This window comes from Micromonospora carbonacea (assembly GCF_014205165.1).
In the GTDB taxonomy this organism is placed as follows: Bacteria; Actinomycetota; Actinomycetes; order Mycobacteriales; family Micromonosporaceae; genus Micromonospora; species Micromonospora carbonacea.
In genome coordinates this window covers 4,944,768-4,970,653 of record NZ_JACHMZ010000001.1, presented here as the reverse complement: position 1 = coordinate 4,970,653, position 25,886 = coordinate 4,944,768, and the positions used below count along the sequence as shown (strand labels likewise).

The window sequence follows — 25,886 nt, the reverse complement described above, 5'->3', positions numbered from 1 at the left end:
GGCGGCGACGGGTGGGCGATGGCGGAGGACCAGCGGGGCGCGGCGCTGCTGCGGGGCGCAGCGAGTTCGCCCCGGGCCAGCTTCCTGGAGCTCTTCTTCGACCTGGTGTTCGTCTTCGCGTTGACCCGGGTGTCGCAGCGGACCATCGACGACGTGGCGTCGGCCCGCCGGGACCTGTGGGGCGGGGTCGCGCAGACCGTGCTGCTGTTCCTCGCGCTCTGGCTGGTCTGGACGCTGACGGCCTGGGTGACCAGCCGCTACGAGCCGGAGCGCGGGATCATCCAGTTCGTCGTGGTGGCCTCGATGTTCGGCAGCATGGTGATGGCCGTCGCGCTGCCCCGGGCCTTCACCGAGCGGGCGGCGACCTTCGTCTGCGCGTACCTGGCGATCCAGATCGGCCGGCCGCTCCTGATCACCGTGGCGCTGCGCCGGCACCCCCGCCGGAAGGTGACGACGCGCATCCTGGCCTGGTCGACGCTCGGCGCGGTGCCCTGGCTCGCCGGTGCCCTGGTGCCGCAGCCGACCCTACGGGCGGTGTTCTGGACCGCCGCGCTGGCCTGGGACTACACGGGGTTGGCGCTCGGCTGGCCGGTGCCGCGCCTCGGGCCGACGCGGGTCTCCGGCTGGGCCGTGATGGGCGAGCACCTGGCGGAGCGGTACCAGCAGATCTTCCTGATCGCCCTGGGCGAGACGATCCTCATCATCGGGCTGACCTTCAGCGGCAGCGACTTCTCCGCCGCCAGGTTCGGGGCGTTCGCCCTCTCGTTCCTGGTCACGGCGCTGTTCTGGCGGATCTACTTCCACCGGGCCGGGCACCTGCTGGCCGAGGCGATCCGGGTGGCCCGGTCGCCGGGGCTGCTGGGCGAGTCGGCGAGCTGGACCCACCTGGTGATCGTGGCCGGCGTGCTGGTCACGGCCGTCGGCTACGAGCTGGTCATCGATCACCCGTACGCCCGGATGGAGCCGGCGTGGCCCGCGTTCGTCATGGGCGGCCCCGCGTTGTTCCTGGCCGCCCGGGCCCGCTTCGAGTACGAGATTTTCGGCCGGGTCTCCCGCTCCCGGCTGGCCGGGGTGCTGGTGCTGGTCGCGCTGGCCCCGCTGGCGCTGCGGATGCCGCCGATGGGCGCGCTCGCGTCGGCCGCCGCCGTGCTGGCGGCGGTCGCCGTGCGCGACATGGCGCGGTCGTGGGGCCGCCCGGTCGAGCGGCCCGCGTCTCCGTTGGAACGCCCCGGCCCGGCCCGCCCCCAAGGGCCACAAGAGTGATGGGCCGGGGCTCAGGCGGCGGTGGGCCGGGAGAGGGCGGCGAGGGCCCGCCGCACGTCGGCGAGGGACACCGTCGCCGAGTCGTCCAGCTCGGCCAGGCCGGCCTCGATCCACTGCCGCATCAGCGTGGTCACCCCGATGCCCCGGGCGTCGGCGGCGGCCCGCACCCGCTCGTAGGTCTCCAGCGGCAGCCGCACCGAGCGGCTGACCATCGGCACGTCGGTGTCGGGGGCGGGCAGCTCCACCGGCGCGCCGGCGTCGATCAGCTCGGCCAGCGGGTCGCCACCGCCGTGGAACTGCTTGGTCGCGTCGTTACGGTTCATCGCCACGCCTCCTCATCGGCGGAATCTGCGGCCGGCGTCGTCGTCGGGAAACCGGCGGACGGCCTCGTCGTAGCGCTTGGCCTCGGCGTCGGTCAGCTCCCGGGCGGAGAGCACGTCCCAGTCGTTGTCGGCGCCGTCGGCCTCGGCGAGCAGCACGGCCAGCCGCCGGCCGTGGCGGGCGGCGGCGTAGACGACCATCACGTCGTCGCCCAGGTGCCGGATGACCCGCCGCGGGCTGTGCAGCGCCTCCCAGACCTCGCCGGGCGAGACGTCGTAGACCCGCAGGTTGGCCAACGCCTCGTCGGTGAAGCTGAACCGGCTGCCCACGAGCGGAGCGTACCACGGGCGTAACACGAGCCGGAGCGGGTCGATTTCGCTGATCAACGCCCCGCGACGAACCGATCAACGCCCCGGGGTGACAGGATGGGGGCGATCCCTCTTGGAGGTTCGTGGTGAAGCGTCAGGCGTACCAGCCGATCCTGATCACCGACGCGGCCCGCAGCCAGGACGACCAGCTCACCAGCCGGCAGCGCCGCTACGTCGTGATGATGGGCGTCCGGGTGGCCTGCGTGATCGTCGGCGCGATCCTGGTCGGCGCGCAGGCGCCCATGCTCTGGCTCTGGCTGCCGCTGTGCGGCCTCGGGATGGTGCTCATCCCGTGGCTGGCGGTGCTGCTGGCCAACGACCGGCCGCCGAAGGAGAAGCACCGGTTGGCCAACCGGTTCCAGCCCCGGCACACCGACCCGGCCGCGCCGATGAGCCTCGCCGCCGAGGAGCGCCCGCACAAGGTCATCGACGCCGAGCCCTGACCGGGCCCGACCGGCCTCCCGGCGGCCGGCGCGCGCGCCGGTAGCGCCACCGGGCCCCGCCGGCCGGGCCGTCGGTCAGGCCGTCGGGCGCGCGCCGATGCTCGACACGGCCAGCGCGCCCAGGTCGCCGGCCCGGTCCAGCGCCGTCCGGGGCCCCGCCCCGGCCAGCCACGCCGACAGCAGCCCGGCCGCGAAGGCGTCCCCGGCCCCGGTGACGTCGGCCACGGCCACCCGCCGGATCGGCGCCACGCTGACCGTCGCCGTCCGGTCCGCCCACACCGCCCCGGCCGCGCCGCGCTTCACCACCACCCGCCGGGCCGTCGCCGTCAGCGCCCGCGCCTGCGCCGCCGGGTCCAGCCCGCCGGCCAGCACGGCCGCCTCGTCGGCGTTGACCAGGAGCAGGTCGACGTCGCGTACCCAGGTCAGGAAGGCCGCCGCGCCGACCCGCCGCAGCGGCGCCGCGGACGCCGCGTCGACGCTGGTGGTGAGCCCGCGCTCGCGCGCCGCGGCCAGCGCGCGCAGCCCGGCGGCGCGGGAGGAGGCGTCCAGCAGGGGATACGCGGACAGGTGCAGGTGCCGCGCGTCGGGCGCTGCGGCGAGGGCGGCGTCGACGTGCCCGGCGCCCAGCCGCAGGTTCGCCCCCCGCTCGGTCACCATCGTGCGCTCGCCGTCGCCGGTGAGCACGATCACGGTGCCCGTGGTGCGCCCGGCGTGCCGCTCGACGGCGCAGTCCACGCCGGCCCGCTCCAGCTCGGCGACCCGGTCGCGGCCCGCGTCGTCGTCGCCGACGGCACCGACCATGGTCACCGGCACGCCCTGGGCGGCGAGCCAGGCGGCGGTGTTGGCGGCCTGCCCGCCGCCGGTGACCCGGATCGTGGCCGGGGTGTCGGAGCCGGTGGCCAACGGCCCGCCCAGCACCGCGACGACGTCGGTGATCAGGTCGCCCACGACGACGACCCGGCCCGGCCCGGCGGGGTGGCGCGCAGCGGTCATGCGGCGGCGCGGTCGGCGGCGGCCACCGCGATCCGGGCGGCGAGGTCGGCGTTGCGTAGGATGATCCGCACGTTCACGGCGAGGCTCGCGCCCTCGGTGGCGGAGTGGAAGTGCGCGAGCAGGTACGGCGTCACGGCCTTGCCGGTTACCCCGTCGCGCTCCAGCAGGGCCAGGCCCTCGGCGAGCGTCCGGTCGTGCAGGGCCGGGTCGAGCTGCTCGTCGGCCGGCAGCGGGTTGGCCACGATCAGCCCGCCGCCGTGCACCCCCTGGGCGTCCCGCGCCGCCAGCACGTCGGCGACCTGCGTGGGCGAGTCGACCGACCAGTCCAGGTCGAAGCCGGCGTCGGTGAGATAGAAGCCGGGGAACCGGCGGGTGCGGTAGCCGACCACGGCGACGCCGAGGGTCTCCAGCCGCTCCAGGGTCGCCCCGACGTCGAGGATCGACTTGACCCCGGCGCAGACCACGGCGATCGGCGTGCGGGCCAGGGTGCCCAGGTCGGCCGACTCGTCGAAGGTCGCCGCGGCCTCCCGGTGCACCCCGCCCAGCCCGCCGGTGGCGAAGACCCCGATCCCGGCGGCGGCGGCCACCGCGCTGGTGGCGGCGACCGTGGTGGCCCCGTCCGCGCCGGCCGCGGCGGCGATCGCGAGGTCGCGTACCGAGAGCTTGCTCACCCCGTCGACGGTCGCGAGCCGGGTCAGCTCCGCGTCGTCGAGGCCCACCACGAGCTGACCGGCGACCATGCCGATGGTCGCCGGGACCGCCCCGGCGGCGCGGACGGCCTGCTCGATCTCGCGGGCCACCCGCAGGTTGTCGGGCCGGGGCAGGCCGTGCGAGACGATGGTGCTCTCCAGGGCGACGACCGGACGCCGGTCGCGCAGGGCGGCGGCCACCTCGACGCCGAGGCGGGTGTGGAAGCTGTTCACGTCCGTTACGGTACGGGCCGGGAAGGGGCGGCCTGCGGTGGACCCGGCCAGGTCGACCTGCCAAACTGGAAAGTTGGAGGTGCAGAAGTGAACACACAGGTTCTCGAACGTCCGGACCTGAAGGATGCCGACACCGGTCCCGAGATGTTCCACTACGTCCGTAAGGACAAGATCGCCGAGAGTGCCGTCATGGGCACCTTCGTCGTCGCGCTGTGCGGGGAGAAGTTCCCGGTGACCAAGGCCGCCAAGCCGGGCTCCCCGGTCTGCCCGAAGTGCAAGGAGATCTACGAGTCCTGGGGCGAGTGACCGCGGGCGGCCCTCCCGGCCGCCCACGTAACCTTCGGCGGTGACCACCTCCACCGCCCTGCTCCTCGCCGACCTGGCCGGGGTGGCCGTCTTCGCCGCCTCCGGGGCCTCCGCGGCGGTGGCCAAGCGTCTCGACCTGTTCGGCGTCGTCTTCGTCGGCTTCGTCGCCGCGCTCGGCGGCGGGATCCTCCGCGACCTGGTGATCGACGAGGTGCCGCCGCTGGCCTTCGCCGACTGGCGGTACGCGGCCACAGCCGCGCTCACCGCCGCCGCCACCTTCTGGCTGCACCCCAGGCTCGCCCGGCTGCGCACCACCGTGCTGGTGCTCGACGCCGCCGGCCTCGGGCTGTTCACCGTCACCGGCACCCTCAAGGCGCTCGACGCCGGCGTGCCGGCCGTCGGCGCGTGCCTGCTCGGCATGCTCACCGCCATCGGCGGCGGGCTCGGCCGGGACCTGCTCACCGGCGAGATCCCCGTGGTGCTGCGCCGGGAGATCTACGCGGTGGCGGCCCTCGCCGGGGCGGTCGCCGTGGCGCTGCTCGACGCGTTCGGGCGGGCCGACGCCGCCGGGCTGACCGCCGCTGCGGTGTTCGTCTTCGCGCTGCGCCTGGTGTCGCTGCGGCGGCGCTGGTCCGCCCCGGTGGCCGCGCTGCGCCCGCCCCGCACCGGCACCCGGGGACCCGCCTCGTGACGACGCCCGGCGCTGACCCAGGGTGAGCGCCGGATCGCCGGCCGTGGTGGTGGCGGGCGGTGTCGATGTGACCAGCGTGGCGTCGCCTGGGCCCGCCGGCCCGCGCTGGTTATGCTGAGCCGGCCTTCGCGGCACCCGATGCGCGAGGGCCTTTTCATGGGCGGCGGCACCCGTGGCCCTCGACCGGGGCCCGCCGTCGCGCGGTCGGAGAGGAGCCTGACGCGTGGCAGCCCGGACGCCGGCGCTCGAGACGTTCCCGCCCCTGCGTGCCTGGCAGCGCAAGGCGCTGGTGGAGTACCTGCGGCGACGCACCGACGACTTCACCGCGGTCGCCACCCCGGGGGCCGGCAAGACCACCTTCGCCCTGCGGATCGCCGCCGAGCTGCTCGCCGACGGCACCGTCGAGGCGGTCACCGTGGTCGCACCCACCGAGCACCTGAAGACCCAGTGGGCGCAGGCGGCGGCCCGGGTCGGCATCCAGCTCGACGCGGCGTTCCGCAACGCCGACCTGCACTCCTCCGCCGACTTCCACGGCGCGGTGGTCACCTATGCCCAGGTGGGCATGGCGCCGCAGGTGCACCGGCGGCGCACCATGACCCGGCGCACCCTGGTCATCCTCGACGAGATCCACCACGCCGGCGACTCCCGCACCTGGGGCGACGGGGTGAAGGCGGCGTTCGAGCCCGCCGTGCGCCGGCTGATGCTCACCGGCACCCCGTTCCGCTCGGACGACAACCCGATCCCGTTCGTCACCTACGAGCGCGGCGGCGACGGCCTGCTGCGCTCCCGCGCCGACGCCGTCTACGGCTACGCCGACGCGCTGCGCGACAACGTGGTCCGGCCGGTGCTGTTCCTGGCGTACTCGGGGGAGACCCGGTGGCGGACGAACGCCGGGGACGAGCTGGCCGCCCGGCTGGGCGAGCCGATGACGCAGGACCTCGTCGCCCAGGCGTGGCGTACCGCCCTGGACCCGGCCGGCGACTGGATGCCGCAGGTCCTGCGGGCCGCCGACGCCCGGCTGACCGTGCTGCGCAACGCGGGGATGCCCGACGCCGGCGGGCTGATCATCGCCAGCGACCAGCAGACCGCCCGCTCGTACGCGAAGCTGATCGAGCGGCTCACGGGCGAGAAGGCCGCGGTGGTCCTCTCCGACGACCAGGGCGCGTCCGCCCGGATCGCGACGTTCGCGGCGTCCGAGCAGCGCTGGCTGGTGGCGGTCCGGATGGTCTCCGAGGGCGTCGACATCCCCCGCCTGGCGGTCGGCGTCTACGCGACCAGCGCCAGCACCCCGCTCTACTTCGCCCAGGCCATCGGCCGGTTCGTCCGGGCCCGCCGCCCGGGGGAGACCGCGTCGGTGTTCCTGCCCAGCGTCCCGCACCTGCTCGGGCTGGCCAGCGAGATGGAGGCCGAGCGGGACCACGTGCTCGGCAAGCCGAAGGACCGCGAGGGGTTCGACGACGACCTGCTGGAGCGCGCCCAGCGCGACGACCAGGCCAGCGGGGAGCTGGAGAAGCGGTTCGCGGCCCTGTCCGCCACGGCCGAGCTGGACCAGGTGATCTTCGACGGCGCGTCCTTCGGCACCGCCGCCCAGGCCGGCACGCCCGAGGAGGAGGAATACCTGGGGCTGCCCGGTCTGCTCACCGCCGACCAGGTCTCCCTGCTGCTCACCAAGCGGCAGGCCGAGCAGCTGGCGGCCCAGCGCCGCAGGGCCACCGAGCGGGCCGCTGAGCCGGCCCCTGCCGCCACGGCGGCCCCACCCCAGCCCATGAGCGCCGCCCAGCGTCGGGTGGCGCTACGGCGGCAACTGAACGCCCTCGTGGCCGCGCGGCACCACCGGACCGGTCTGCCGCACGGCAAGATCCATGCCGAGCTGCGCCGCCTCTGCGGCGGCCCGCCCAGCGCGCAGGCCACGATCGAACAACTGGAGGAGCGGATCGCCACCGTCCAGACCCTGTGACGGAGGGTCGAAACGGTCAAGCCGGCCGGAGGGGCCCGTGGGGCGCCTCCGGCCGGCTTGTGGTCGGTATGCGGACTTCTGCGGTCAGTTCGCCATTAGATCGGCGCCACGCCAGCTGAACTCGGGGTCCGTCGCGAACCGCACGGTGATCTTCACGAGATCCTCCGCGTACTTGTTCGCGTGGTGCCCACAGAACACCAGCTCGCTCCCGCCCGCCAGAGTGATACGGAGCTTGCCGGCAGCGTTGCAGCGGTCGCACCGTTCATCGGCGGCTGGGGGAGCCACCGTCTCGGGCGGCGGCGTGAGGGTCGGGGTCATCGCCTTCCTCCTCTGGTCGTCACCGATGAACAATCTCGTCGGTCGTTGCTCACCTATCGTGCAACACCCGACGAGGGTCTTGCCTTCCCTGTGTGCCCGCGGGGGACCGAGGTCACACCTGGCGGCAACAGTGTGCCGTGCACCAAGGGTGCCACGTCAACGATCACAATCGTGCAACCGGCCGATCACCATCGAGTGTTGTACGCCTGGTGATCAAAGCGACACGTGCGGTTGACGAACTCGGGTCAGTCCAGGTAGTCACGGAGAACCTGTGACCGCGACGGGTGACGCAGTTTCGACATCGTCTTCGACTCGATCTGCCGGATCCGCTCCCGGGTCACGCCGTAGACCTGACCGATCTCGTCCAGCGTGCGCGGCTGGCCGTCGGTCAGGCCGAAGCGGAGCCGGACCACGCCCGCCTCGCGCTCCGACAGCGTCTGGAGCACCTGCTGGAGCTGGTCCTGGAGCAGGGAGAACGAGACGGCGTCGACCGCGACGACGGCCTCCGAGTCCTCGATGAAGTCGCCGAGCTGGCTGTCGCCCTCGTCGCCGATGGTCTGGTCGAGCGAGATGGGCTCCCGAGCGTACTGCTGGATCTCCAGCACCTTCTCGGGTGTGATGTCCATCTCCTTGGCCAGCTCCTCCGGGGTGGGCTCGCGGCCCAGGTCCTGAAGCAGCTCGCGCTGGATCCGGCCGAGCTTGTTGATCACCTCGACCATGTGCACCGGGATGCGGATGGTGCGGGCCTGGTCGGCCATCGCCCGGGTGATCGCCTGCCGGATCCACCAGGTCGCGTACGTGGAGAACTTGTAGCCCTTGGTGTAGTCGAACTTCTCGACCGCCCGGATCAGGCCGAGGTTGCCCTCCTGGATGAGGTCGAGGAACGCCATGCCCCGGCCGGTGTAGCGCTTGGCCAGCGACACCACCAACCGCAGGTTGGCCTCCAGCAGGTGGTTCTTGGCCCGCTCGCCGTCGCGGGAGATCCAGCCGAGGTCGCGGACCATCTCCCGGACCAGCTTCTCCTCGCCCTCCTCGGCGGCGCGCAGCCGCTCGGCGGCGTAGAGGCCCGCCTCGATCCGCTTGGCGAGCTCCACCTCCTGCTCGGCGTTGAGCAGGGGCACCTTGCCGATCTGCTTGAGGTAGGCCCGCACGGAGTCGGCGGAGGCGGTCAGCTCGGCGTCGCGACGCGCCTGCTTGAGCGCCTCGGACTCCTCGTCGTCCCACTCGAAGTCGTTGTCGGTGGCGGAACTGGCGGCGTCGGCCGCGGCGGCCTGGGCCAGCTCCGCCGGCTCCTCGACCACCACGTCCTCGATCTCGGCGGCGAGCTCCTCCGGGTCGATGTCGCCCTCGGCGCCCTCGCCCTTCGGCTTGCCGGCGGTCTTGGCCGGCTTGCCCGCGGCGGCGGCCACCGTCGCCTTGGTGGCCCGCGTGGGCCGCGCGACCTTCGCCGGGACGGCGGCCTTCGCGACCGCCTCGGTCGTCGCCTTGCGCGCGGCGGCCTTCCGGGGCGCCGGCGCGGGGGCGTCGTCGGCGGCCGGCGCCTGCTTCGGGGCGGGCGCGGCCACCTTCTTCGTGGTCTTGGCGGTGGTGGCCCGGGACGCCGGGGTGGCGGACCGGGCGGCGGCGACCCGGCGGCGCGGGCTGGCCGAGCCGTCGACGACCACGGTCACCCCCGCTTCCGCGAGCGCACGCAGGATCTTCTTGGCCTGGGCCGGAGTCACCTCGGCGGACTCGACGGTGCGCGCGAGCTGGGCCGACGTGAGCTGGCCGCCGGCGCTCTGCGCGTGGGCGATCAGGGTGTCGGTGAGCGAGCGAACGTCGGCGCCGGTCTGGCGGGGTTCTGTCACGAAGACCTTCCGGAGGCGAAGAGCGAGCACGGCCGGGTTGCCCGACGCGGCATGGAACACGGTGCCGGGCGATGTCGTTGAGGGACCCCCGTGTCCCGGGCCGGCCGGTGGCTGGCGGTCCGTGGCGCGTGGGCAGGGTGAATTGTAACGCCGTCTGCCGCGATCATCCTGCGCCGCACGGCGGACCGACTGACGGGACCGCCGATTGGGCGCAGATGTGGACTTTGTAAGGATGATACTCGCGCGCGACCCGGACGGGTCCGGTCGTGCGGGAAGGGGACGAACCTATGGACCGCGCGGTGCCGCCACCCGGGGAACTGCTGGAGATCGCCGTCGATGTCGCCCGGGCCGCGGCGGCGACCGCACACCGGATGTGGGCCGAGGGCGTGTCGGTGGCCGCCACCAAGTCCACCGTCACCGACGTCGTCACCGCCGCCGACCGGGCCGTCGAGCGGCAGGTGCTCGACGCGCTGCGCCGGCTCCGCCCGCACGACGGCGTCCTCGGGGAGGAGTACGGCGCGGGCGACGCCACCCCGGCGGCCCGGGTGCGCTGGATCGTCGACCCGATCGACGGGACGGTCAACTACCTGTACGGGCTGCCGTACTGCGCGGTGTCGCTGGCCGCCGAGGTCGACGGCGAGGTGGTCGCGGGCGTGGTGCGCAACGTGTTCACCGGCGACGAGTGGACGGCCACCGCCGGGGGCGGCGCGTACCGGGCCGGGGAGCGGCTGCGCTGCTCGGCCGAGACCGACCTCGGGCAGGCGCTGGTCGCCACCGGCTTCGGCTACGACCCGGCCCGCCGGGCCCACCAGGCCCGGGTGCTCGCGGGGCTGATCGGCCACGTGCGGGACGTGCGCCGGCAGGGCGCCGCCTCGGTGGACCTCTGCCTGGCCGCCGAGGGGCGGCTGGAGGCGTACTACGAGAAGGGCCTGAACCTCTGGGACCACGCGGCCGGGGCGCTGGTCGGCGTCGAGGCCGGGCTGCTGGTCGGCGGCCTCGGCGGGCGGCCGGCGGGCCCGGACCTGGTGATCGCGGCCCCGCCGGCGCTGTTCGCGCCGCTGCACGACCGGCTGGCCGACCTGGACGCCTCGGGCGGCCCCTGACCGCCCGGAGGCGGCCGGGTCGGCCGGCCCCGTCACTTGTCGACGGGCATCGGGCAGGTGCCGGCCGGGGCGACCGGGGCGCCCAGGTCGCCGAGGGACTGGTTGACCTCGGTGGTCGTGGCGAGCTGGGCGAAATTGTTGCCCAGGACCACGTCGACCGTGTCGTCCTTGCGCTTGATGTCGAACTTCGGCTCGGCGTTGTTGAGGAAGTACGCGCGCAGCAGGTGGGCGGAGCCGACGCCCTTCGGGCCGTACTGCAGGACGGCGACGCCGTCGAGCTGCTGCTTGGCGTTGCCCTCCTTCTTCACCTGGAACTTGCGGTTGCGGAAGTCGTCCGCCACCTTCTTGGCGAGGCCCGGCTCGTCGGTGGCGTTGTAGACGTTGATCTTCACGTCCTTGTTCTCGTGCAGGGTCACGTCCGCCAGCGGCGCGCCCTCGGGGCAGCCGGCGGCCGCGCCGCCCTTGCCCTGGGTGTCGCGGACCACGGCCACGACCACGATGACCAGGGCGACGACCGCCAGCAGACCGACGACTACGAGTGCTCGCACTCGCGCAAAGCTCATCCTGGCGCTCCCCGGACGGTGATTGGGTGGCGGCGGCCGGGGGCGGGTGGGCCGCCCCGCCGGCCGCCGAGTACGCCGCTGAGGCTAACGGTTGTCCGGCGGTCGCGTGGAAACAGTCCGACATGCCGGCGCGCCAACCGGGAAGCGGGTAGTACTACCCCTATCTTCGTGTCGCCTGAGTCACATTGGGAACAACTTCGAGGTCTGGGGCGTACATCTGAGCCGCGAGGGCGGTATACATGCCTCGCCCGAGGGGGGTAAGGTACCGCGCTCGCTGGGGGAGTTTCTCTGGCGGACCCGGTTCGGCCGGTGGCCGGGTCGGGTGACCGACAAAAGTTGGTGGCCGGCAGTGGAACCGAAACAGCGCCTTCCGGCGTTACAACCGGGAGCGACCATATCGATATGGGAGAGTGAAACCGATGGCCACCGACTACGACGCCCCGCGTCGCGACGAGGTCGACCTCGGCGAGGACAGCCTGGAAGAGCTCAAGGCCCGGCGGGTCGACTCACAGTCGGGCGCCGTGGACGTCGACGAGGCCGAGGTGGCCGAGAGCTTCGAGCTCCCCGGCGCTGACCTGGCCGACGAGGAGCTCACGGTCAAGGTGCTACCGATGCAGCAGGACGAGTTCCGATGCGCCCGCTGCTTCCTGGTCCACCACCGCAGCCAGCTGGCGGTCGAGCGCAACGGCGAGCTGATCTGCCGCGAGTGCGTCTGACCGCGACACGGCACACCAGCGCCTCAACGGGGGATCTCCACGCCTCGACCCGGCGACATCAGCGGCGGCCTCATCGGTGAGGCCGCCGCTGTGGGAGTCGCCGGCGTCGGGCACGTCCACACCCGCCGGTGCGCCACCGGCCCACGGCACCGCCGTGCGCCGGTGGCGGGGAACTGCTTGACTCGTCAGGACGGTTCCCCCACCCGCCGACGCACCCGGGAGGTCGACGCATGGTCGAGCACAACGACGACGGCGGGCGGCCCGCCAGCGACGGCGTCGGCGGGCCGGAGGCCGCCCCGCCGGCCGGCGGCCGCAGCGGGTCCGCGCCCGCTCCGCCCGGCGGCGACCGCACCGGGCCGGAGGCCGCCCCGCCGGGCGGCGCCGGCGCGGAGGAGGAACTGGGCGAGACGGTCGCCGCGCTGACCGCCGACGACATCGCGCCGGCCCGCCGGCGGCAACTGCTGACCCGGCTGGTCGGCCAGGTCCGCGGCCGGGGCCTCGCCGACCTGTTCAAGCCGCGCGCCGCCGTCCGCTGGATGACCGACGCGGTCGCCGACGTCGCCCCGCACGTGCCGATCCGGGACCTGGCCACCCTGCGCCGGCACTTCCCCGGCCTGGACGACGAGGCCCTCGCCGACCGGCTGGTGCGCAACACCGCCCGGACGACCGCCGCGATCGGCGCCGCCGGCGGGGGAGTCGCGGCCGTCGAGTGGGCGGTCACGCCGACCCTGCTCTCCGCGCCGGCGCTGCTGGCCGCCGAGACGGTCGCCGTGGTGGCCGTCGAGCTGAAGCTGATCGGCGAGCTGCACGAGGTGTACGGCGCCCCGCTGCCCGCCGGAGGCACCCAGCGGACGGTGGCCGTCGTGCAGTCCTGGGCCAGCCAGCGGGGGGTCAACCCGATGCTGCCCGGGGTCGGCGTCAGCGCGGTGCTCGGCACGGCGGCCCGCAAGGAGCTGCGGGACACCCTGCTCAAGCGCTTCGGGCGCAACCTGACCACGCTCGGCCCGTTCCTCACCGGGGCGGCGGTCGCCAGCTATCTCAACCGGCGGGCCACCCGGGCCCTCGGCGAGCAGCTCCGCAAGGACCTCGGCCGGCAGCGGCGCGAGCTGCCCGGCCCGCCGCCCGCCCTGCCCTGACGCCCGCTCTGCCCTGACGCCCGTCCGGCCCGCCGCCCGCTCCGCCCCGACGCCGCCTCAGCGGGCGTCGCGGGCGGCGAGGAGAGTGGCGGCCAGGCGTACCGGGTCGCGGGTGCTGACCACCCAGAACGGGGTGGGGTCGGCCGGGTCGTCCAGCACCACCTGGACCGCCCCGCTGATCCAGGGGCGCTGCACCACGAAGGCGAGCGGGTCCGCCCCGACACCGAGCACCTCGCGGCGGCCGGCGGCGTCCAACGGGACGGCGTCGGCCACGAACCGCACGGGCAGGCGGGCGTCGTCCACCCGCAGCTCGCCGTCGGCCACGACGACGCGGATCCGGCCCAGCCACCACAGGGCGCCCACGGTCGCCGGCAGCAGCACCACGAACGGCAGCCAGGCGCGCACGCCGCCCGCGCCCAGCCACAGCTCCAGCGCGAGGAAGCCGCCGAGGGCCGGCCCGGCCAGCCAGAGCCACCACGGCAGGCTGAGCCGCTCCGCATAGTGGGTGGCGGTGGCGGCGGGCGTCGGGGCGGGCGATCGGCTCACTCCTGCCAGGGTACGGCGCACGGCGGCCGGCCGACCCGGCAGGATGACGGGGCACCCCGCGAAACGGACGGAAGAGGAAGACCGTGACCGACGACGTACCCGTGCCCGTGCGGCGGCTCGACCCGCAGCTGCCGCTGCCGGCGTACTCCCACCCCGGCGACGCCGGGGCGGACCTGGTGGCCGCCGCGGACGTGGAGCTGCCCCCCGGCGGCCGGGCCCTGGTGCCGACGGGCCTGGCGATCGCCCTCCCCGAGGGGTACGTGGGCCTGGTGCACCCGCGGTCGGGCCTGGCGGCGAGGCTCGGCGTGACGGTGCTCAACGCGCCCGGTACGGTCGACGCCGGCTACCGGGGTGAGATCCTCGTCAACCTGATCAATCATGATCGGGAGACACCGGCGAAGATCGCCCGTGGCGATCGGATCGCGCAACTCGTTGTGCAGCGGGTGGCACGGGCCGATTTCCGGCCGGTGGCCGAGCTGCCGCCGTCCCGGCGGGGCGTCGGCGGGCACGGCTCGACCGGCGGGCACGCCGGGCTCGTCCCGCCGCCGGCGGACCGGGCCGGCGGGCAGCCGGAAGAGGTGGCAGGGTGAGTGCGAACAGCGGAGGGTGGGTGCAGTGATCTTCTCCCGAAAGCGGGCCGGTGACGGTCGGCAGGCCCGTGACGAGCGGTCCGCCGAGGTCGTCGACGGCTCCGCCGCCGAGGCCCCGGCGCGCGGCCCGTACGACGTCTCCGACGCCCCCGACGGGGTGCAGCGGCTCGACCTGGGCAGCCTGCACATCCCGGCGGTGGCCGACGTGGAGGTGCGGGTGCAGGCCGACCCGGAGGGCGTGATCCAGCAGGTCGTGCTGGTGCACGGGCAGAGCGCGCTCCAGCTCGGCGTCTTCGCCGCGCCCCGCTCCGAGGGCATCTGGGACGAGGTGCGCGAGGAGATCCGGCAGTCGCTGTTCAACGACGGCGCGGCGGCCCAGGAGGCGCAGGGCGAGTACGGCCCGGAGCTGCACGCCCGGGTGCGCACCCCGGACGGCCTGACCGACCTGCGGTTCGTCGGGATCGACGGCCCTCGCTGGATGGTGCGCGGCGTCTACCAGGGCGCCGCCGCGACCGACCCGTCCGCCGCCGGCCCGCTGCGCGAGTGCCTGGACGGGCTCGTCGTCGACCGCGGCCAGGAGGCGAAGCCGGTGCGCGAGCCGCTGCCGCTGCGCCTGCCGCGCGAGGTCGCCGAGCAGGCCGGCCCACCCGTCGAGGCCTGAGCGGGCGTCGCCCGGCCCGCCCGGGCCCGCCGTCGGCGTGCCGCCGGCCCGGTCCGGGGCGGGCCGCCGGTCCCGGCCGCGCGCCGGCCGGCGTACGCTGGCGGGACGGCCTCGCCCGCGCAGGCCGGACCGGTGCCGGCGCGGCCTGCCGGCGGAGGAGGGGTTGAGGCGGTCATGACGACCGACGAGGGCGGCAGGGTCTCGTTCCGGCGGCTGCTGCACCGGCTCACCGCGAGCGAGGCCGAGATCGAGGCGCAGGAGCTGCTCCGGGAGAGCGCCGAGTCCGGCGGCGTGCCGGCCCGGCAGTGCGCGCGGGGTCAGGTCGTCTGCGTCAACGGCAGGCTGCGCACGGTCGTCTACACCCCCCGGACGAACCTCCCCACCCTCGAAGCCGATCTATATGATGGCAGCGACGTGGTGACCCTGGTCTGGCTCGGGCGGCGGCACATCGCCGGCATCGAGCCGGGCCGGCACCTCACCGCCCGGGGCCGGGTGGCGGTGCGCGACGACCGCAAGGTCATCTACAACCCGTACTACGAGTTGGAGCCGCCGAAGTGACGACGCGCACGACCCCGACGGGAGGGCCACGATGACCACCGGAGCCCAGCGGGCGACCGAGCCCGGCACCGGCCCGGAGGACGAGGCGCCGCTGCCGACCCTCGCCGAGCAGATGGCCGACCAGCTCGGCGGCTGGCGCGGGCTGGTCGAGTCGAGCATCCCGGTGGTCGTCTTCGTCGTCGCCAACATCGTCGGCGAGCTGCGCCCCGCCGTCATCGCCTCGGTGGCCGTGGCGCTGCTCATCGCCGCGCTGCGGCTGGTCCAGCGCCGGCCGGTGCGGCACGCGGTCAACGGCCTGGTCGGCGTCGGCATCGGCGCGGCCATCGCCTGGCGCACCGGCGACGAGCGCGACTTCTACCTCCCCGGCATCCTCTACGGCATCGGCTACGGGCTGGCCCTGCTGGTCTCGGCGGCGGTCAGGCAGCCCCTCGTGGGCTGGATCTGGTCGGTGCTGGTGGCCAAGGGGCGCTCCGAGTGGCGGGACGACCCCCGCCTCGTGCGGACCTTCACCCAGCTCACCGTCCTGTGGGGCGTGGTGTGGCTGGCCAAGGTCGGCGTGCAGGCCGGGCTCTACCTCGCCCACCAGGACACCGCGCTCGGCGTGGCCCGGCTGGCGCTGGGCTACCCGCCGTACGCGCTGCTGCTGCTGATCACCGTCTGGACGGTGCGCCGGGTGACGCGCGAGCGGGAGGCGGGGCAGGAGGCCACGGCGGCCCCGGAGCCCCTGCCCGGCGGCTGAGCCCCGCGGCGGCGGCCACCGGCCCGCCCGGCCCCCGCACCGGTGCGCCCGGGCCGCGCCCGCCAACGCGCCGGACCTCGCTCCGGTGCGGGGCCGCTCAGCTCGCGCCGCGGGTCCGCTCGATGCTGTCCGTGCCGAGGATCACCGCGCGGACGTCGTCCTCCACCTCCGCCGTGCACACGAAGATCAGCTCGTCGCCGGCCTCGATCGGGTCGTCCGGGCTGGGCACCAGCACCCGCTTGCCGCGCAGGATGGCCACCAGGGCGGCGTCGCGGGGGAGCGGCACGGCGTGGATCGGCTGCCCGACGTACGGCGCGGTCGGCGGCAGCGTGATCTCCACCAGGTTCGCCTCGCCCTGCCGGAACGTCATCAGCCGCACCAGGTCGCCGACGGTCACCGCCTCCTCGACCAGGGCCGCCATCACCCGCGGCTTGCTCACCGCGACGTCGACGCCCCACTGCTCGGTGAACAGCCACTCGTTCTCGGCCCGGTTGACCCGGGCCACCACCCGGGGCACCGCGAACTCGGTCTTGGCCAGCAGCGACACCACCAGGTTGACCTTGTCGTCCCCGGTCGCCGCGACCACCACGTCGCAGCCGGCGACGTTGGCCTCCTCCAGGCTGGCCAGCTCGCAGGCGTCGGCGAGCACCCACTCGGCCGCCGGCACCCGGTCGGGCCGCAGCATCCGGGGCTGGCGCTCGATCAGCATCACCTGGTGGCCGTTGTCGATCAGCTCCTGCGCGATCGAGCGGCCCACGTTGCCGGCGCCGGCGATGGCGATCCGCATGCTCAGTGCGCTCCTTCCGGCGGGCTGCCCGCCACCGAGGTCGCCGACGCCACGATGTCGTCGGTGACCAGCATGAAGACCTGGTCGCCCTCCTGCACGGCGGTGGAGCCGGTGGGCAGGGTGCCGATGCCGAAGCGGATCAGGTAGGCCACCCGCGCCCCGCTCGCCTCCTCCAGCGCCCCCAGCGGCCGGCCGATCCAGTCCTTGTGCACCGGCACCTCGACGATCGAGACGGTGCTGGTCGGATCCCGGAAGATCTCCACGTTGCCTTCGGGCACCAGGTGGCGCAGCATCCGGTCGGCCGTCCACCGCACGGTGGCCACGGTCGGGATGCCCAGCCGCTCGTAGACCTGGGCCCGGCGCTGGTCGTAGATGCGCGCGGCGACCCGGGAGACGCCGAACGTCTCGCGGGCCAACCGGGCCGAGATGATGTTGGAGTTGTCGCCGCTGGAGACCGCCGCGAAGGCGTCCGCCCGTTCGATGCCGGCCTGCCGGAGCACCTCGCCGTCGAAGCCCGCGCCGGTGACCGTGATGCCCGCGAAGTCCGGGCTGAGCCGGCGGAACGCGTCGGCGTCCTGGTCGATCACCGCCACCGAGTGCCCCCGGGCCTCCAGGCTCTGGGCCAGGGTCGACCCGACCCGGCCACAGCCCATGATCACGACATGCACGTGTCCCTCCCAAGGTGCGCGCATCCGCCCGCCGTCGACCCCTCGCCTGCGAGCCTGCCACGTCGGGGTTACCGGCGGGGGACGACGGTACTCCGCCCTGTCGAAGCCGCCGCCCCGCCACCCCCGGGTGACCACGGAACCGTCGTCGTACCCTTAGCGCTTGTGGCCAGTCCCACCTCGCTGCTGAAGCGGCTGCTCGTCGGTCGACCGTTCCGGTCCGACCGGCTCCAGCACACCCTCCTGCCGAAGCGCATCGCGCTGCCGGTCTTCGCCTCCGACGCCCTCTCCAGCGTGGCGTACGCCCCCGACGAGATCCTGCTGACGCTCTCCATCGCGGGCGCGTCGGCGTTCTTCTTCTCGCCGTGGATCGCCCTCGCCGTGGTGGTGGTGATGCTCACGGTGGTGGCCAGCTACCGGCAGAACGTGCACGCCTACCCCTCCGGCGGCGGCGACTACGAGGTGGCCACCGTCAACCTCGGCCCCCGGGCCGGCCTCGCGGTGGCCAGCGCGCTGCTCGTCGACTACGTGCTCACCGTGGCCGTGTCGGTCTCCTCCGGCGTGGCCAACCTGGGGTCGGTGGTGCCGTTCGTGGCCACCCACAAGGTGCTCATCGCCGTCAGCGCGGTGGTGCTGCTCACCGCGATGAACCTGCGCGGCCTGCGCGAGTCCGGCACCGCGTTCGCCATCCCGACGTACGGCTTCGTGATCGTCATCGGCGGCATGATCGTCACCGGCCTGGTCCGGTACTTCGTCCTCGGCCACGACCTGCGCGCGCCCAGCGCCGGCCTGGAGATCCAGGCCGAGCACAGCGTCACCGGGTTCGCCCTGGTCTTCCTGCTGCTGCGGACCTTCTCCTCCGGCTGCGCCGCGCTCACCGGCGTGGAGGCGATCTCCAACGGGGTGCCCGCGTTCAAGGCCCCGAAGAGCCGCAACGCCGCCACCACCCTGCTGCTGCTCGGCACCATCGCGGTGAGCATGCTCGTCGGCATCATCTGGCTGGCCCGGCTCACCGGCCTCCAGTTCGTCGAGGACCCGAACCTGCAGATCCTCTCCGGCCCCGACGGATACGTGCAGAAGACCGTCACCGCCCAGCTCGGCGAGACGGTCTTCGGCTCCGGGTCGGTGCTGCTGTACGTGGTCGCCGGGATGACCGCCCTGATCCTCTTCCTCGCCGCGAACACCGCGTTCAACGGCTTCCCGGTGCTCGGCAGCATCCTCGCCCAGGACCGCTACCTGCCCCGGCAGCTGCACACCCGGGGCGACCGGCTGGCGTTCTCCAACGGCATCGTCTTCCTCGCCGTCGCCGCGATCGTGCTGATCGTCGGGTTCCAGGCCGAGGTGACGCGGCTCATCCAGCTCTACATCGTCGGCGTCTTCGTCTCGTTCACCCTCTCCCAGGCCGGCATGATCCGGCACTGGAACCGGCACCTGCGCACCGAGCGGGACCCGCAGGCCCGCCGCCGGATGATCCGGTCCCGGGCGATCAACGCCTTCGGCATGGTGATGACCGCCGCGGTGCTGGTCATCGTGTTGATCACCAAGTTCCTGCTCGGCGCGTGGATCGCCATCGCCGCGATGGCGGTGCTCTACGTGCTGATGCTGGCCATCCGGCGGCACTACGACCGGGTCGCCGCCGAGCTGGAGCCGACCGAGGTCCGGGGCGTGCTGCCCGCCCGCAACCACGCCATCGTGCTGGTCAGCAAGCTGCACCAGCCGACGCTGCGGGCCATCGCGTACGCCCGCGCCACCCGCCCGGACACGCTGACCGCGGTGACGGTCAACGTCGACGAGAAGGACACCCGGGACCTCCAGGCCGACTGGGAGCGGCGGGAGCTGCCGGTGCCGCTGACCGTTGTCGACTCGCCGTACCGGGAGATCACCCGGCCGATCCTCGACTTCGTGGCCAACACCCGCCGGGAGTCGCCGCGCGACGTGGTCACGGTCTTCATTCCCGAGTACGTCGTCGGACGCTGGTGGGAGAACCTGTTGCACAACCAGAGCGCGCTGCGCCTCAAGGGGCGGCTGCTGTTCGAGCCGGGCGTCATGGTCACCAGCGTGCCGTGGCAGCTCGCCTCCACCGCAGGCAAGAACCTCGACCGGCTCGACGCGACGCTGACCCGGGGCCCGGCGCGCGGCCCCCGGGTCGCCCCGCGCAGCACCCTGCCCCCGCCGGTGCCGCCGGTGGCCTCCGCCCCGCCCGGCGAGCGCGGCCCGACCGAGGGGGACGGGCGATGACCCGGCCGGGCGTGGCCGCGTCCCGGGCCGGCGCGGGCGCCTCCCGGGCCGGCGCGGGCGGCGACGGTCGCCCGGCGGGCGCCGGGCGGGGCGAGGCCGAGCGGCGCGGGCTGGAGGAGGCCGAGCGGGTCGAGCTGACCGTCGACGCCGTCGCCCCCGGCGGGCACTGCGTGGCCCGCGTCGACGGGCAGGTGGTCTTCGTCCGGCACGCGCTGCCCGGCGAGCGGGTGGTGGCCGAGGTCACCGAGGTGCACCGCGGGTTCGTCCGCGCCGACGCGGTGACGGTGCTCGACGCCGCGCCGCAGCGGGTCGCGCCGCCCTGCCCGTACGCGAAACCGGGTCTCTGCGGCGGCTGCGACCTCCAGCACGTCGCGCCCGCGGCCCAGCTCGACTGGAAGGCCGCGGTGGTCCGCGAGCAGCTGCGCCGCCTCGCCGGCCTCACCGACGCGGAGATCGACCGGCTCGGGGTCCGGGTCGCCGCGCTGCCCGGCGGGCCGCTCGGCTGGCGCTCCCGGGTCCGGTACGCGGTCGACGCCGCCGGCCGCGCCGGGCTGCTCAAGCACCGCTCGCACGAGGTGGTGCCGGTCGACCGCTGCCTCATCGCCCACCCGGCGATCCAGGCGCTGCCGCTGCTCGGGCGGCCCTGGCCGGCGGCCGAGGCGGTGGAGGCGGTCGCCTCCACCGGCGGCGACGTCACCGTCACCGCCCTGCCCCCCGACGCCGCTGCGACCGCCCCGCCCGCCGGCCCGGCTGCCCTGCCGGCCGCCCCGCCCGACGGCCTGACCGCCCCGCCCGACGGCCTGACCGGCCCGGCCGTCGCCCCGCCCGCCGCCGGGCCGCAGACCGTCCGGGAGGTGGCCGCCGGCCGGGAGTGGACGCTGCCGGCGTCCGGCTTCTGGCAGGTGCACCCGGCGGCGGCCGACACCCTGGTCGACGCGGTGCTCGACCTGCTCGACCCGCAGCCGGGCGAGTCGGCCTGGGACCTCTACGGCGGGGCGGGGCTGTTCGCCGCCGCCGTGGCCGCCCGGGTCGGCCCGGCCGCCCGGGTCACCGTCGTCGAGTCCGCCGGCGCGGGCGTCGCCGCCGCCCGGGACAACCTGCGGGACCTGCCCGGCGTCGAGGTGGTGGCGGCCCGGGTGGAGACCGCCCTGGCCCGCCGCCGGATCACCGGCCCGGTGGACCTGGTGGTGCTGGACCCGCCGCGCAGCGGGGCCGGCGCGCGGGTGGTGCGGGACGTGGTCGCAGCCGGGCCGCGTGCCGTGGCGTACGTGGCCTGTGACCCGGCCGCCTTCGCCCGGGACGTGCGCACCTTCGCCGAGGCCGGCTGGGAGCTGGCGGGGCTGCGCGGCTTCGACCTGTTCCCGATGACCCGGCACGTCGAGCTGGTCGGCCTCCTGCGACCCGGTCGGTGACCGGCGCCCGGCGCGCGGTGCGCGGCGCGCGGGGTTGATTGCAGGGGGCCCTTCCTATACAGAAAGCGTTAACAGGGGGCCCTTCCTTACATGCGGATCGTGGGGTTGATGTCGGGGACGTCGTACGACGGGGTGGACGTCGTCGCCGCCGAGTTCACCGTCGACGGAGAGACGCTGCGGCTGCGGCCGCTCGGCCACGTCGGCCTCGATCACGACGCGGGGCTGCGGGCGCAGATCCAGGCGGTGCTGCCGCCGCACCCGACCACGATCGAGGCGGTCTGCCGGCTGGACAACCGGCTCGGCGAGGTGTTCGCCGAAGCGGCGGCGCGCGGCGTGGAACTGGCCGGCGGGGGGGTCGACGCGGTCGTCTCGCCGGGGCAGACCGTGTTCCACTGGGTCGACGGCGGCGCCGTGCGCGGCACCCTCCAGCTCGGCGCGCCGGCCCGGGTGGCCGCCCGGGTGGGCGTGCCGGTGCTGGCGGACCTGCGCGCGGCCGACGTCGCCGCCGGCGGGCAGGGCGCGCCGCTGGTGCCGGCGTTCGACGCGCTGCTGCTGGGCGGCGAGGACGGCCCGCCCCGGGCGGCGCTCAACCTGGGCGGCATCGCCAACCTCACCGTGGTCGCCCCCGGCGCGCCGACCCTCGGGTACGACGTGGGCCCGGCCAACGCGCTGCTGGACGCGGCGGCCCGGCGGTTCCTCGGCCGCCCCTGCGACCTCGACGGGGCCCGGGCGGCGGCGGGGCGGGTGCACCCCGGGCTGCTGGAGCTGCTGCTCGCCGAGCCGTACTACGCCGCGCCGCCGCCCAAGTCCACCGGCAAGGAGCTGTTCCACGCCGGGTACCTCGACGAGCGGCTCGCCGCGCTCGGCGCGCCCGTGGCCGCCGACGACGTGCTGGCCACGCTGACCGAGCTGACGGCCCGGACGGTGGCCGCCGCGTGCGACCGGCATCAGGTGGCCGAGGTCGTCGCCGCCGGGGGCGGGGTGCGCAACCGCACCCTGTGGGGCCGGCTGGCCGCCCTCGGCGCGGGCCGGTGGCGGCTGCGGACCAGCGACGAGCTGGGGGTGCCGGCCCAGGCCAAGGAGGCGTACGCGTTCGCCCTGCTCGGCTGGCTGTCCTGGCACGGCCTGCCGGGGGCGGTCCCGTCGGTGACCGGGGCCCGCGAGGCGGCCGTGCTGGGCTCCTGGACGCCGGCCGGCCCGGCCCGGCACGCCCCGCCGGTCGCCCCGCCCCGCCGCCTGGTGATCGTCTCCTGACTGCGCACCCGGTCAGCGGGGTCGTTCACCGGCCAGGCTGCGGACTACCGGGCGGCCGATAGACTCTTCGCTCATGAGTGCTGAAGAGGACACGGCCAACCACGGCCGGCTGCTGGCCACGGTGCGGGGTCCGCAGGACGTGAAGCGGATGACCGCCGAGCAGCTGGACATCCTCGCCGCCGAGATCCGTGACTTCCTGATCGCCAAGGTCTCCCGCACCGGCGGGCACGTCGGCCCCAACCTGGGTGTGGTGGAGCTGACACTGGCGATGCACCGGGTCTTCGACTCCCCCCGGGACCGGCTCCTGTTCGACACCGGCCACCAGGCGTACGTGCACAAGATCCTCACCGGCCGGCAGGACGGCTTCGACAGGCTGCGCCAGCGCGGCGGCCTCTCCGGCTACCCGAGCCAGGCCGAGAGCGAGCACGACCTGATCGAGAACTCGCACGCCTCCACCGCCCTGTCCTACGCCGACGGGCTGGCCAAGGCGTACGCGCTGCGCGGCGAGGCGCGCTCCGTGGTGGCCGTCGTCGGCGACGGGGCGCTGACCGGCGGCATGTGCTGGGAGGCGCTGAACAACATCGCCACCTCAGGCAACCCCCTGGTGATCGTCGTCAACGACAACGGCCGGTCGTACGCGCCGACCATCGGCGGCCTCGCCGACCACCTGTCGTCGCTGCGGCTCAACCCCGGCTACGAGAAGGTCCTCGACACCGTCAAGGACGCCCTCGGCTCGACGCCGCTGGTCGGCCGCCCCATGTACGAGGTGCTGCACGCCGTCAAGAAGGGCATCAAGGACGCGGTCGCCCCGCAGGCGATGTTCGAGGACCTGGGCATCAAGTACGTCGGCCCGGTCGACGGGCACGACGTGGCGGCGGTCGAGTCGGCGCTGCGGGCGGCGAAGCACTTCGGCGGCCCGGTGATCGTGCACGCGGTGACCCGCAAGGGCTACGGCTACCGGCCGGCGGAGGAGGACGAGGCCGACTGCTTCCACGGCCCCGGCGCGTTCGACGTGGCGACCGGCAAGCTGGTCGCCGCCCCGTCGGTGAAGTGGACCGGCGTCTTCGCCGACGAGCTGGTCGCGATCGCCGACGCCCGGCCCGACGTGGTGGGCATCACCGCCGCGATGGCCGAGCCGACCGGCATCGCCAAGCTGGCCCGCAAGCACCCCGACCGGGTCTACGACGTCGGCATCGCCGAGCAGCACGCCGCCACCTCGGCGGCCGGGCTGGCCCTCGGCGGGCTGCACCCCGTGGTGGCGGTCTACGCGACGTTCCTCAACCGGGCGTTCGACCAGGTCCTGCTGGACGTGGCGATGCACAAGCTGCCGGTGACGTTCGTGCTGGACCGGGCCGGGATCACCGGGCCGGACGGGCCGAGCCACTACGGCATCTGGGACATGTCCGTCTTCGGGGTGGTGCCGGGCCTGCGCATCGCCGCTCCCCGGGACGCGGCGACCCTGCGTGAGGAGCTGCGCGAGGCGATCGCCGTGGACGACGGCCCGACCGTCGTGCGGTTCCCGACCGGCACCGTCGCCGCCGACCTGCCGGCCGTGCGCCGGATCGGCCCGGTCGACGTGCTGGCCGAGGCGGACCGCGCCGACGTGCTGCTGGTCGCGGTCGGCTCGTTCGGCCACCTCGGCATGGAGGTCGCCGCCCGGGTCGCCGAGCAGGGCTACGGGGTGACCGTGGTCGACCCGCGCTGGGTGCGCCCGGTCCCCGCCGAGCTGGTCGAGCTGGCCGCCGGCCACCGCCTCGTCGTCACCGTCGAGGACGGCGTGCGCGTCGGCGGCGTCGGCGACGCCCTCGCCCAGGCGATGCGGGACGCCGACGTCCGGGTGCCGCTGCGGGACCTGGGGGTGCCGGCCGACTGGCACCCGCACGGCACCCGCGCGCAGATCCTCGCCGACCTGGGCCTCACCGCGCAGGACGTGGCCCGCGACGTCACCGGCTGGATCTCCCGCCTCGACGCGCAGCAGTCCGAGCCGGTCCGCCTGCCCAACTGAGTGCAAGGAAGGGCCCCTTCTTAACGCCTGGCGTCGAGAAGGGGCCCCTTCTCACCTGTCCGCCGTGCGGTGGCGCGGTGCGGCGGGGCGGCGGGGCCGCGCGCCGCCGAGGGCTGCGGGGGCGGGTTAGCGGCCGCCGACCGAGCGGTAGTAGGTCTTCTCCGCGCCGGCCAGGCTGAACGTCGCCTTGCTCGTCGGCTGCGGCACCACCACCAGCCCCGGCCGGTCGACCAGCCGGGGGGTGCCCGGGGGCACCGACAGCGAGGTGTACCGGTTGGCCCGCCAGCTCAGCACCACCAGCGGCTGCCCCGGCACCGGCAGCACGTACGCCTGCAACGTGTTGGCGCGGTCGGCCGGCGAGAACACCGGGTCGCCGGCCGCCGGGCGGTAGACGACGGCCGTCATCGTGCCCGTGCCGGTCTCCCAGCTCAGCTGCTCCAGGTCGGCCGGGTCGCCCCCGCCGAGGGCCACCTCGCCGAGCGCGCGCACGCTCACCTTGCCCCGCGGCCAGGACTCCGGCACCGCGCGGGGCGCGTCCCGGTCGCCGATGCGGCGCGGGATGCTGCCGAACGGGCCCCGCTCGTCGGCCAGCTCGCAGGTGTCCAGGTCGTCCAGCGCCCGCCGGCCCGAGCCCGTCTCGTCGCGCACCAGCGGGTAGCGGGGGTCCGTGGTGGCCGTACCCAGGTCGAGCAGGCGGTCGGCGGCCCGGCCGCGCGGCAGCGAGCTGGTGGCCCGCAGCGTCGCGGTCAGCGGCACCGCCTGGCAGGCCGGCACGTCCACCGGGTCGGTCAGCCCGTCGCGGGTGACCAGGGCCCGGCCCTTCGGGCCGAGCAGCCGCTCCACCCGCTCGGAGAGCAGGTAGCGACGCCCGGCGCTGGTCTGCACGGGCAGCACGTCGGAGTAGACGAGGTAGCCGGGGTCGGTGTATTCGCTGGCCCGGTCGACCACGTAGCGGTTGCCGTCACGGGTCAGTTGCAGCAGCCAGGAGGCGCTCTCGCCGGGGACGTCGGCGGCCACCAGGGCGAGCGGCGCGCCGTCGGCCTCGCCGGACCACAGGATCCCCGAGGACGGCAGGTGCGCCCGGTCGTCGACCGGCGTCCGCCAGGCGCGGACCGCGTCGGTCACCGCCGCCGTCGCCGCCGCGTCACCGGCCAGGCCGCCCCGCGCGGGCCACACCCGCAGCGTGCCGTCCAGGCTGTCGTAGCCCACCGGGAGGGCGTCGGGCTTGCGGTCGGCGACCGGGCCGCAGGCCGTCGCGGTCAGCAGGAGGGCGAGCAGCGTGGTGGCCGTCCCGCCGCGCCGGCGCGCTGAAGCCACGTGTACGCCCCCGATCGCGTCGCCGGTCGTTGCGCCCCACATGGTACGAGACGGCGGCGGACCGCGAACCGGCACCTCGATCCCCGGCCGCGAGCTGCGCGCCGACCGCCCACAAGGGACGCAACGGTGATTGTCGGGCGTGGCCCCGCCTCCGGTAGACTCCGCC

Annotated in this window: 27 protein-coding genes; 16 read left to right on the top strand and 11 right to left on the bottom strand. The window is 75.0% G+C overall.

Going from position 1 to position 25,886, the window contains the following annotated elements; translation table 11 throughout:
• The first annotated feature begins 18 nt into the window (after positions 1-18).
• The gene (locus HDA31_RS20660; protein ID WP_178063922.1) at positions 19-1,263 is read left to right on the top strand and encodes a low temperature requirement protein A; all 1,245 of its coding nucleotides are present in this window, start codon (positions 19-21) and stop codon (positions 1,261-1,263) included.
• Between the two features lie 11 nt (positions 1,264-1,274).
• Here HDA31_RS20660 and HDA31_RS20655 read toward each other — a convergent pair whose 3' ends face one another.
• Together HDA31_RS20655 and HDA31_RS20650 are read right to left on the bottom strand one after the other, a co-directional pair.
• Entirely contained in the window at positions 1,275-1,586 is a 312-nt protein-coding gene (locus HDA31_RS20655) for a YlcI/YnfO family protein (RefSeq protein ID WP_178063923.1), read from the bottom strand.
• A gap of 12 nt (positions 1,587-1,598) precedes the next feature.
• A complete protein-coding gene (locus HDA31_RS20650; RefSeq protein WP_246384501.1) occupies positions 1,599-1,913 on the bottom strand; it encodes a hypothetical protein in 315 nt (104 codons plus the stop codon).
• 125 nt (positions 1,914-2,038) lie between these two features.
• Here HDA31_RS20650 and HDA31_RS20645 point away from each other — a divergent pair, with 125 nt between their 5' ends.
• Positions 2,039-2,395 (top strand): DUF3099 domain-containing protein, encoded by a 357-nt coding sequence (locus HDA31_RS20645; protein WP_074473973.1) that lies wholly within the window; start codon positions 2,039-2,041, stop codon positions 2,393-2,395.
• Positions 2,396-2,470: 75 nt separating this feature from the next.
• On the opposite strand, the gene HDA31_RS20640 is transcribed toward HDA31_RS20645, so the two are convergent.
• Together HDA31_RS20640 and HDA31_RS20635 are read right to left on the bottom strand one after the other, a co-directional pair.
• Entirely contained in the window at positions 2,471-3,388 is a 918-nt protein-coding gene (locus HDA31_RS20640; protein ID WP_178063925.1) for a carbohydrate kinase family protein, read from the bottom strand.
• On the bottom strand, positions 3,385-4,311 hold the full coding sequence (locus tag HDA31_RS20635) for a pseudouridine-5'-phosphate glycosidase (RefSeq protein WP_178063926.1): 927 nt from the start codon (positions 4,309-4,311) through the stop codon (positions 3,385-3,387). The genes HDA31_RS20640 and HDA31_RS20635 overlap by 4 nt, the downstream gene beginning before the upstream one ends.
• 87 nt (positions 4,312-4,398) lie before the next feature.
• On the opposite strand from HDA31_RS20635, the gene HDA31_RS20630 reads away from it, so the two are divergent.
• The 3 genes from HDA31_RS20630 to HDA31_RS20620 all read left to right on the top strand — a co-directional run bounded on the left by HDA31_RS20630 (position 4,399) and on the right by HDA31_RS20620 (position 7,265).
• On the top strand, positions 4,399-4,617 hold the full coding sequence (locus HDA31_RS20630; RefSeq protein ID WP_043962508.1) for a DUF3039 domain-containing protein: 219 nt from the start codon (positions 4,399-4,401) through the stop codon (positions 4,615-4,617).
• Between the two features lie 40 nt (positions 4,618-4,657).
• Entirely contained in the window at positions 4,658-5,308 is a 651-nt protein-coding gene (locus HDA31_RS20625) for a trimeric intracellular cation channel family protein (RefSeq protein ID WP_178063927.1), read from the top strand.
• Positions 5,309-5,531: 223 nt separating this feature from the next.
• Entirely contained in the window at positions 5,532-7,265 is a 1,734-nt protein-coding gene (locus HDA31_RS20620; RefSeq protein WP_178063928.1) for a DEAD/DEAH box helicase, read from the top strand.
• Between the two features lie 84 nt (positions 7,266-7,349).
• Here HDA31_RS20620 and HDA31_RS20615 read toward each other — a convergent pair whose 3' ends face one another.
• Together HDA31_RS20615 and HDA31_RS20610 are read right to left on the bottom strand one after the other, a co-directional pair.
• Positions 7,350-7,583 carry a DUF7455 domain-containing protein gene (locus tag HDA31_RS20615; protein ID WP_074474066.1) on the bottom strand — a complete coding sequence of 78 codons (234 nt, stop codon included), beginning with the start codon at positions 7,581-7,583 and terminating at the stop codon, positions 7,350-7,352.
• Positions 7,584-7,828: 245 nt separating this feature from the next.
• Positions 7,829-9,430: an RNA polymerase sigma factor gene (locus tag HDA31_RS20610; protein ID WP_178063929.1), complete on the bottom strand. Its 1,602-nt coding sequence runs from the start codon at positions 9,428-9,430 to the stop codon at positions 7,829-7,831.
• Positions 9,431-9,717: 287 nt separating this feature from the next.
• Here HDA31_RS20610 and HDA31_RS20605 point away from each other — a divergent pair, with 287 nt between their 5' ends.
• Complete coding sequence (locus HDA31_RS20605; protein WP_178063930.1) at positions 9,718-10,533, top strand: inositol monophosphatase family protein; 816 nt, start codon at positions 9,718-9,720, stop codon at positions 10,531-10,533.
• 32 nt (positions 10,534-10,565) lie between these two features.
• Here the strand turns inward: HDA31_RS20605 and HDA31_RS20600 are convergent, their stop codons facing one another.
• Positions 10,566-11,081, bottom strand: coding sequence for a LytR C-terminal domain-containing protein (locus tag HDA31_RS20600; protein WP_178063931.1), 516 nt, complete (start codon positions 11,079-11,081; stop codon positions 10,566-10,568).
• Positions 11,082-11,515: 434 nt separating this feature from the next.
• Between HDA31_RS20600 and HDA31_RS20595 the strand changes: the two genes are divergently transcribed.
• On the top strand, positions 11,516-11,812 hold the full coding sequence (locus HDA31_RS20595) for a DUF4193 domain-containing protein (protein WP_007075406.1): 297 nt from the start codon (positions 11,516-11,518) through the stop codon (positions 11,810-11,812).
• A gap of 230 nt (positions 11,813-12,042) precedes the next feature.
• Positions 12,043-12,948, top strand: a complete 906-nt coding sequence (locus HDA31_RS20590) for a hypothetical protein (protein ID WP_246384502.1) — start codon at positions 12,043-12,045, stop codon at positions 12,946-12,948.
• Between the two features lie 57 nt (positions 12,949-13,005).
• Here HDA31_RS20590 and HDA31_RS20585 read toward each other — a convergent pair whose 3' ends face one another.
• Positions 13,006-13,494 carry a DUF3093 domain-containing protein gene (locus HDA31_RS20585; RefSeq protein ID WP_074473980.1) on the bottom strand — a complete coding sequence of 163 codons (489 nt, stop codon included), beginning with the start codon at positions 13,492-13,494 and terminating at the stop codon, positions 13,006-13,008.
• A gap of 83 nt (positions 13,495-13,577) precedes the next feature.
• Between HDA31_RS20585 and dut the strand changes: the two genes are divergently transcribed.
• The 4 genes from dut to HDA31_RS20565 all read left to right on the top strand — a co-directional run bounded on the left by dut (position 13,578) and on the right by HDA31_RS20565 (position 16,042).
• Positions 13,578-14,084: a dUTP diphosphatase gene (dut, locus tag HDA31_RS20580; protein WP_043962514.1), complete on the top strand. Its 507-nt coding sequence runs from the start codon at positions 13,578-13,580 to the stop codon at positions 14,082-14,084.
• Positions 14,085-14,109: 25 nt separating this feature from the next.
• Positions 14,110-14,745 carry a DUF3710 domain-containing protein gene (locus HDA31_RS20575; RefSeq protein WP_178063932.1) on the top strand — a complete coding sequence of 212 codons (636 nt, stop codon included), beginning with the start codon at positions 14,110-14,112 and terminating at the stop codon, positions 14,743-14,745.
• A gap of 174 nt (positions 14,746-14,919) precedes the next feature.
• A complete protein-coding gene (locus HDA31_RS20570) occupies positions 14,920-15,303 on the top strand; it encodes an OB-fold nucleic acid binding domain-containing protein (RefSeq protein ID WP_074473982.1) in 384 nt (127 codons plus the stop codon).
• A 31-nt stretch (positions 15,304-15,334) separates the two neighbouring features.
• Entirely contained in the window at positions 15,335-16,042 is a 708-nt protein-coding gene (locus HDA31_RS20565) for a DUF3159 domain-containing protein (protein ID WP_074473983.1), read from the top strand.
• A gap of 97 nt (positions 16,043-16,139) precedes the next feature.
• Here the strand turns inward: HDA31_RS20565 and HDA31_RS20560 are convergent, their stop codons facing one another.
• Entirely contained in the window at positions 16,140-16,829 is a 690-nt protein-coding gene (locus HDA31_RS20560) for a potassium channel family protein (protein WP_074473984.1), read from the bottom strand.
• Positions 16,830-16,831: 2 nt separating this feature from the next.
• The gene (locus tag HDA31_RS20555) at positions 16,832-17,497 is read right to left on the bottom strand and encodes a potassium channel family protein (RefSeq protein WP_074473985.1); all 666 of its coding nucleotides are present in this window, start codon (positions 17,495-17,497) and stop codon (positions 16,832-16,834) included.
• A gap of 162 nt (positions 17,498-17,659) precedes the next feature.
• On the opposite strand from HDA31_RS20555, the gene HDA31_RS20550 reads away from it, so the two are divergent.
• The 4 genes from HDA31_RS20550 (at position 17,660) to dxs (ending at position 24,403) form a co-directional block, all read left to right on the top strand.
• The gene (locus HDA31_RS20550) at positions 17,660-19,732 is read left to right on the top strand and encodes an APC family permease (RefSeq protein WP_178063933.1); all 2,073 of its coding nucleotides are present in this window, start codon (positions 17,660-17,662) and stop codon (positions 19,730-19,732) included.
• A complete protein-coding gene (locus HDA31_RS20545) occupies positions 19,729-21,144 on the top strand; it encodes a class I SAM-dependent RNA methyltransferase (RefSeq protein WP_178063934.1) in 1,416 nt (471 codons plus the stop codon). The genes HDA31_RS20550 and HDA31_RS20545 overlap by 4 nt, the downstream gene beginning before the upstream one ends.
• 108 nt (positions 21,145-21,252) lie before the next feature.
• Positions 21,253-22,398 carry an anhydro-N-acetylmuramic acid kinase gene (locus HDA31_RS20540; RefSeq protein WP_246384504.1) on the top strand — a complete coding sequence of 382 codons (1,146 nt, stop codon included), beginning with the start codon at positions 21,253-21,255 and terminating at the stop codon, positions 22,396-22,398.
• Positions 22,399-22,471: 73 nt separating this feature from the next.
• Entirely contained in the window at positions 22,472-24,403 is a 1,932-nt protein-coding gene (gene dxs / locus HDA31_RS20535) for a 1-deoxy-D-xylulose-5-phosphate synthase (protein WP_178063936.1), read from the top strand.
• Between the two features lie 126 nt (positions 24,404-24,529).
• On the opposite strand, the gene HDA31_RS20530 is transcribed toward dxs, so the two are convergent.
• Complete coding sequence (locus HDA31_RS20530; RefSeq protein WP_074474070.1) at positions 24,530-25,720, bottom strand: hypothetical protein; 1,191 nt, start codon at positions 25,718-25,720, stop codon at positions 24,530-24,532.
• Between the last annotated feature and the right edge of the window lie 166 nt (positions 25,721-25,886).

What these genes read in the sequence shown, in the direction of transcription:
- HDA31_RS20660 (WP_178063922.1), top strand. Translation starts at nt 19, where the DNA reads ATGGCGGAGGACCAGCGGGGCGCGGCGCTGCTGCGGGGCGCAGCGAGT.
- HDA31_RS20655 (WP_178063923.1), bottom strand. Translation starts at nt 1,586, where the DNA reads ATGAACCGTAACGACGCGACCAAGCAGTTCCACGGCGGTGGCGACCCG.
- HDA31_RS20640 (WP_178063925.1), bottom strand. Translation starts at nt 3,388, where the DNA reads ATGACCGCTGCGCGCCACCCCGCCGGGCCGGGCCGGGTCGTCGTCGTG.
- HDA31_RS20615 (WP_074474066.1), bottom strand. Translation starts at nt 7,583, where the DNA reads ATGACCCCGACCCTCACGCCGCCGCCCGAGACGGTGGCTCCCCCAGCC.
- HDA31_RS20605 (WP_178063930.1), top strand. Translation starts at nt 9,718, where the DNA reads ATGGACCGCGCGGTGCCGCCACCCGGGGAACTGCTGGAGATCGCCGTC.
- HDA31_RS20595 (WP_007075406.1), top strand. Translation starts at nt 11,516, where the DNA reads ATGGCCACCGACTACGACGCCCCGCGTCGCGACGAGGTCGACCTCGGC.
- HDA31_RS20590 (WP_246384502.1), top strand. Translation starts at nt 12,043, where the DNA reads ATGGTCGAGCACAACGACGACGGCGGGCGGCCCGCCAGCGACGGCGTC.
- HDA31_RS20570 (WP_074473982.1), top strand. Translation starts at nt 14,920, where the DNA reads ATGACGACCGACGAGGGCGGCAGGGTCTCGTTCCGGCGGCTGCTGCAC.
- HDA31_RS20565 (WP_074473983.1), top strand. Translation starts at nt 15,335, where the DNA reads ATGACCACCGGAGCCCAGCGGGCGACCGAGCCCGGCACCGGCCCGGAG.
- HDA31_RS20560 (WP_074473984.1), bottom strand. Translation starts at nt 16,829, where the DNA reads ATGCGGATCGCCATCGCCGGCGCCGGCAACGTGGGCCGCTCGATCGCG.
- HDA31_RS20545 (WP_178063934.1), top strand. Translation starts at nt 19,729, where the DNA reads ATGACCCGGCCGGGCGTGGCCGCGTCCCGGGCCGGCGCGGGCGCCTCC.
- HDA31_RS20540 (WP_246384504.1), top strand. Translation starts at nt 21,253, where the DNA reads ATGTCGGGGACGTCGTACGACGGGGTGGACGTCGTCGCCGCCGAGTTC.
- dxs (WP_178063936.1), top strand. Translation starts at nt 22,472, where the DNA reads ATGAGTGCTGAAGAGGACACGGCCAACCACGGCCGGCTGCTGGCCACG.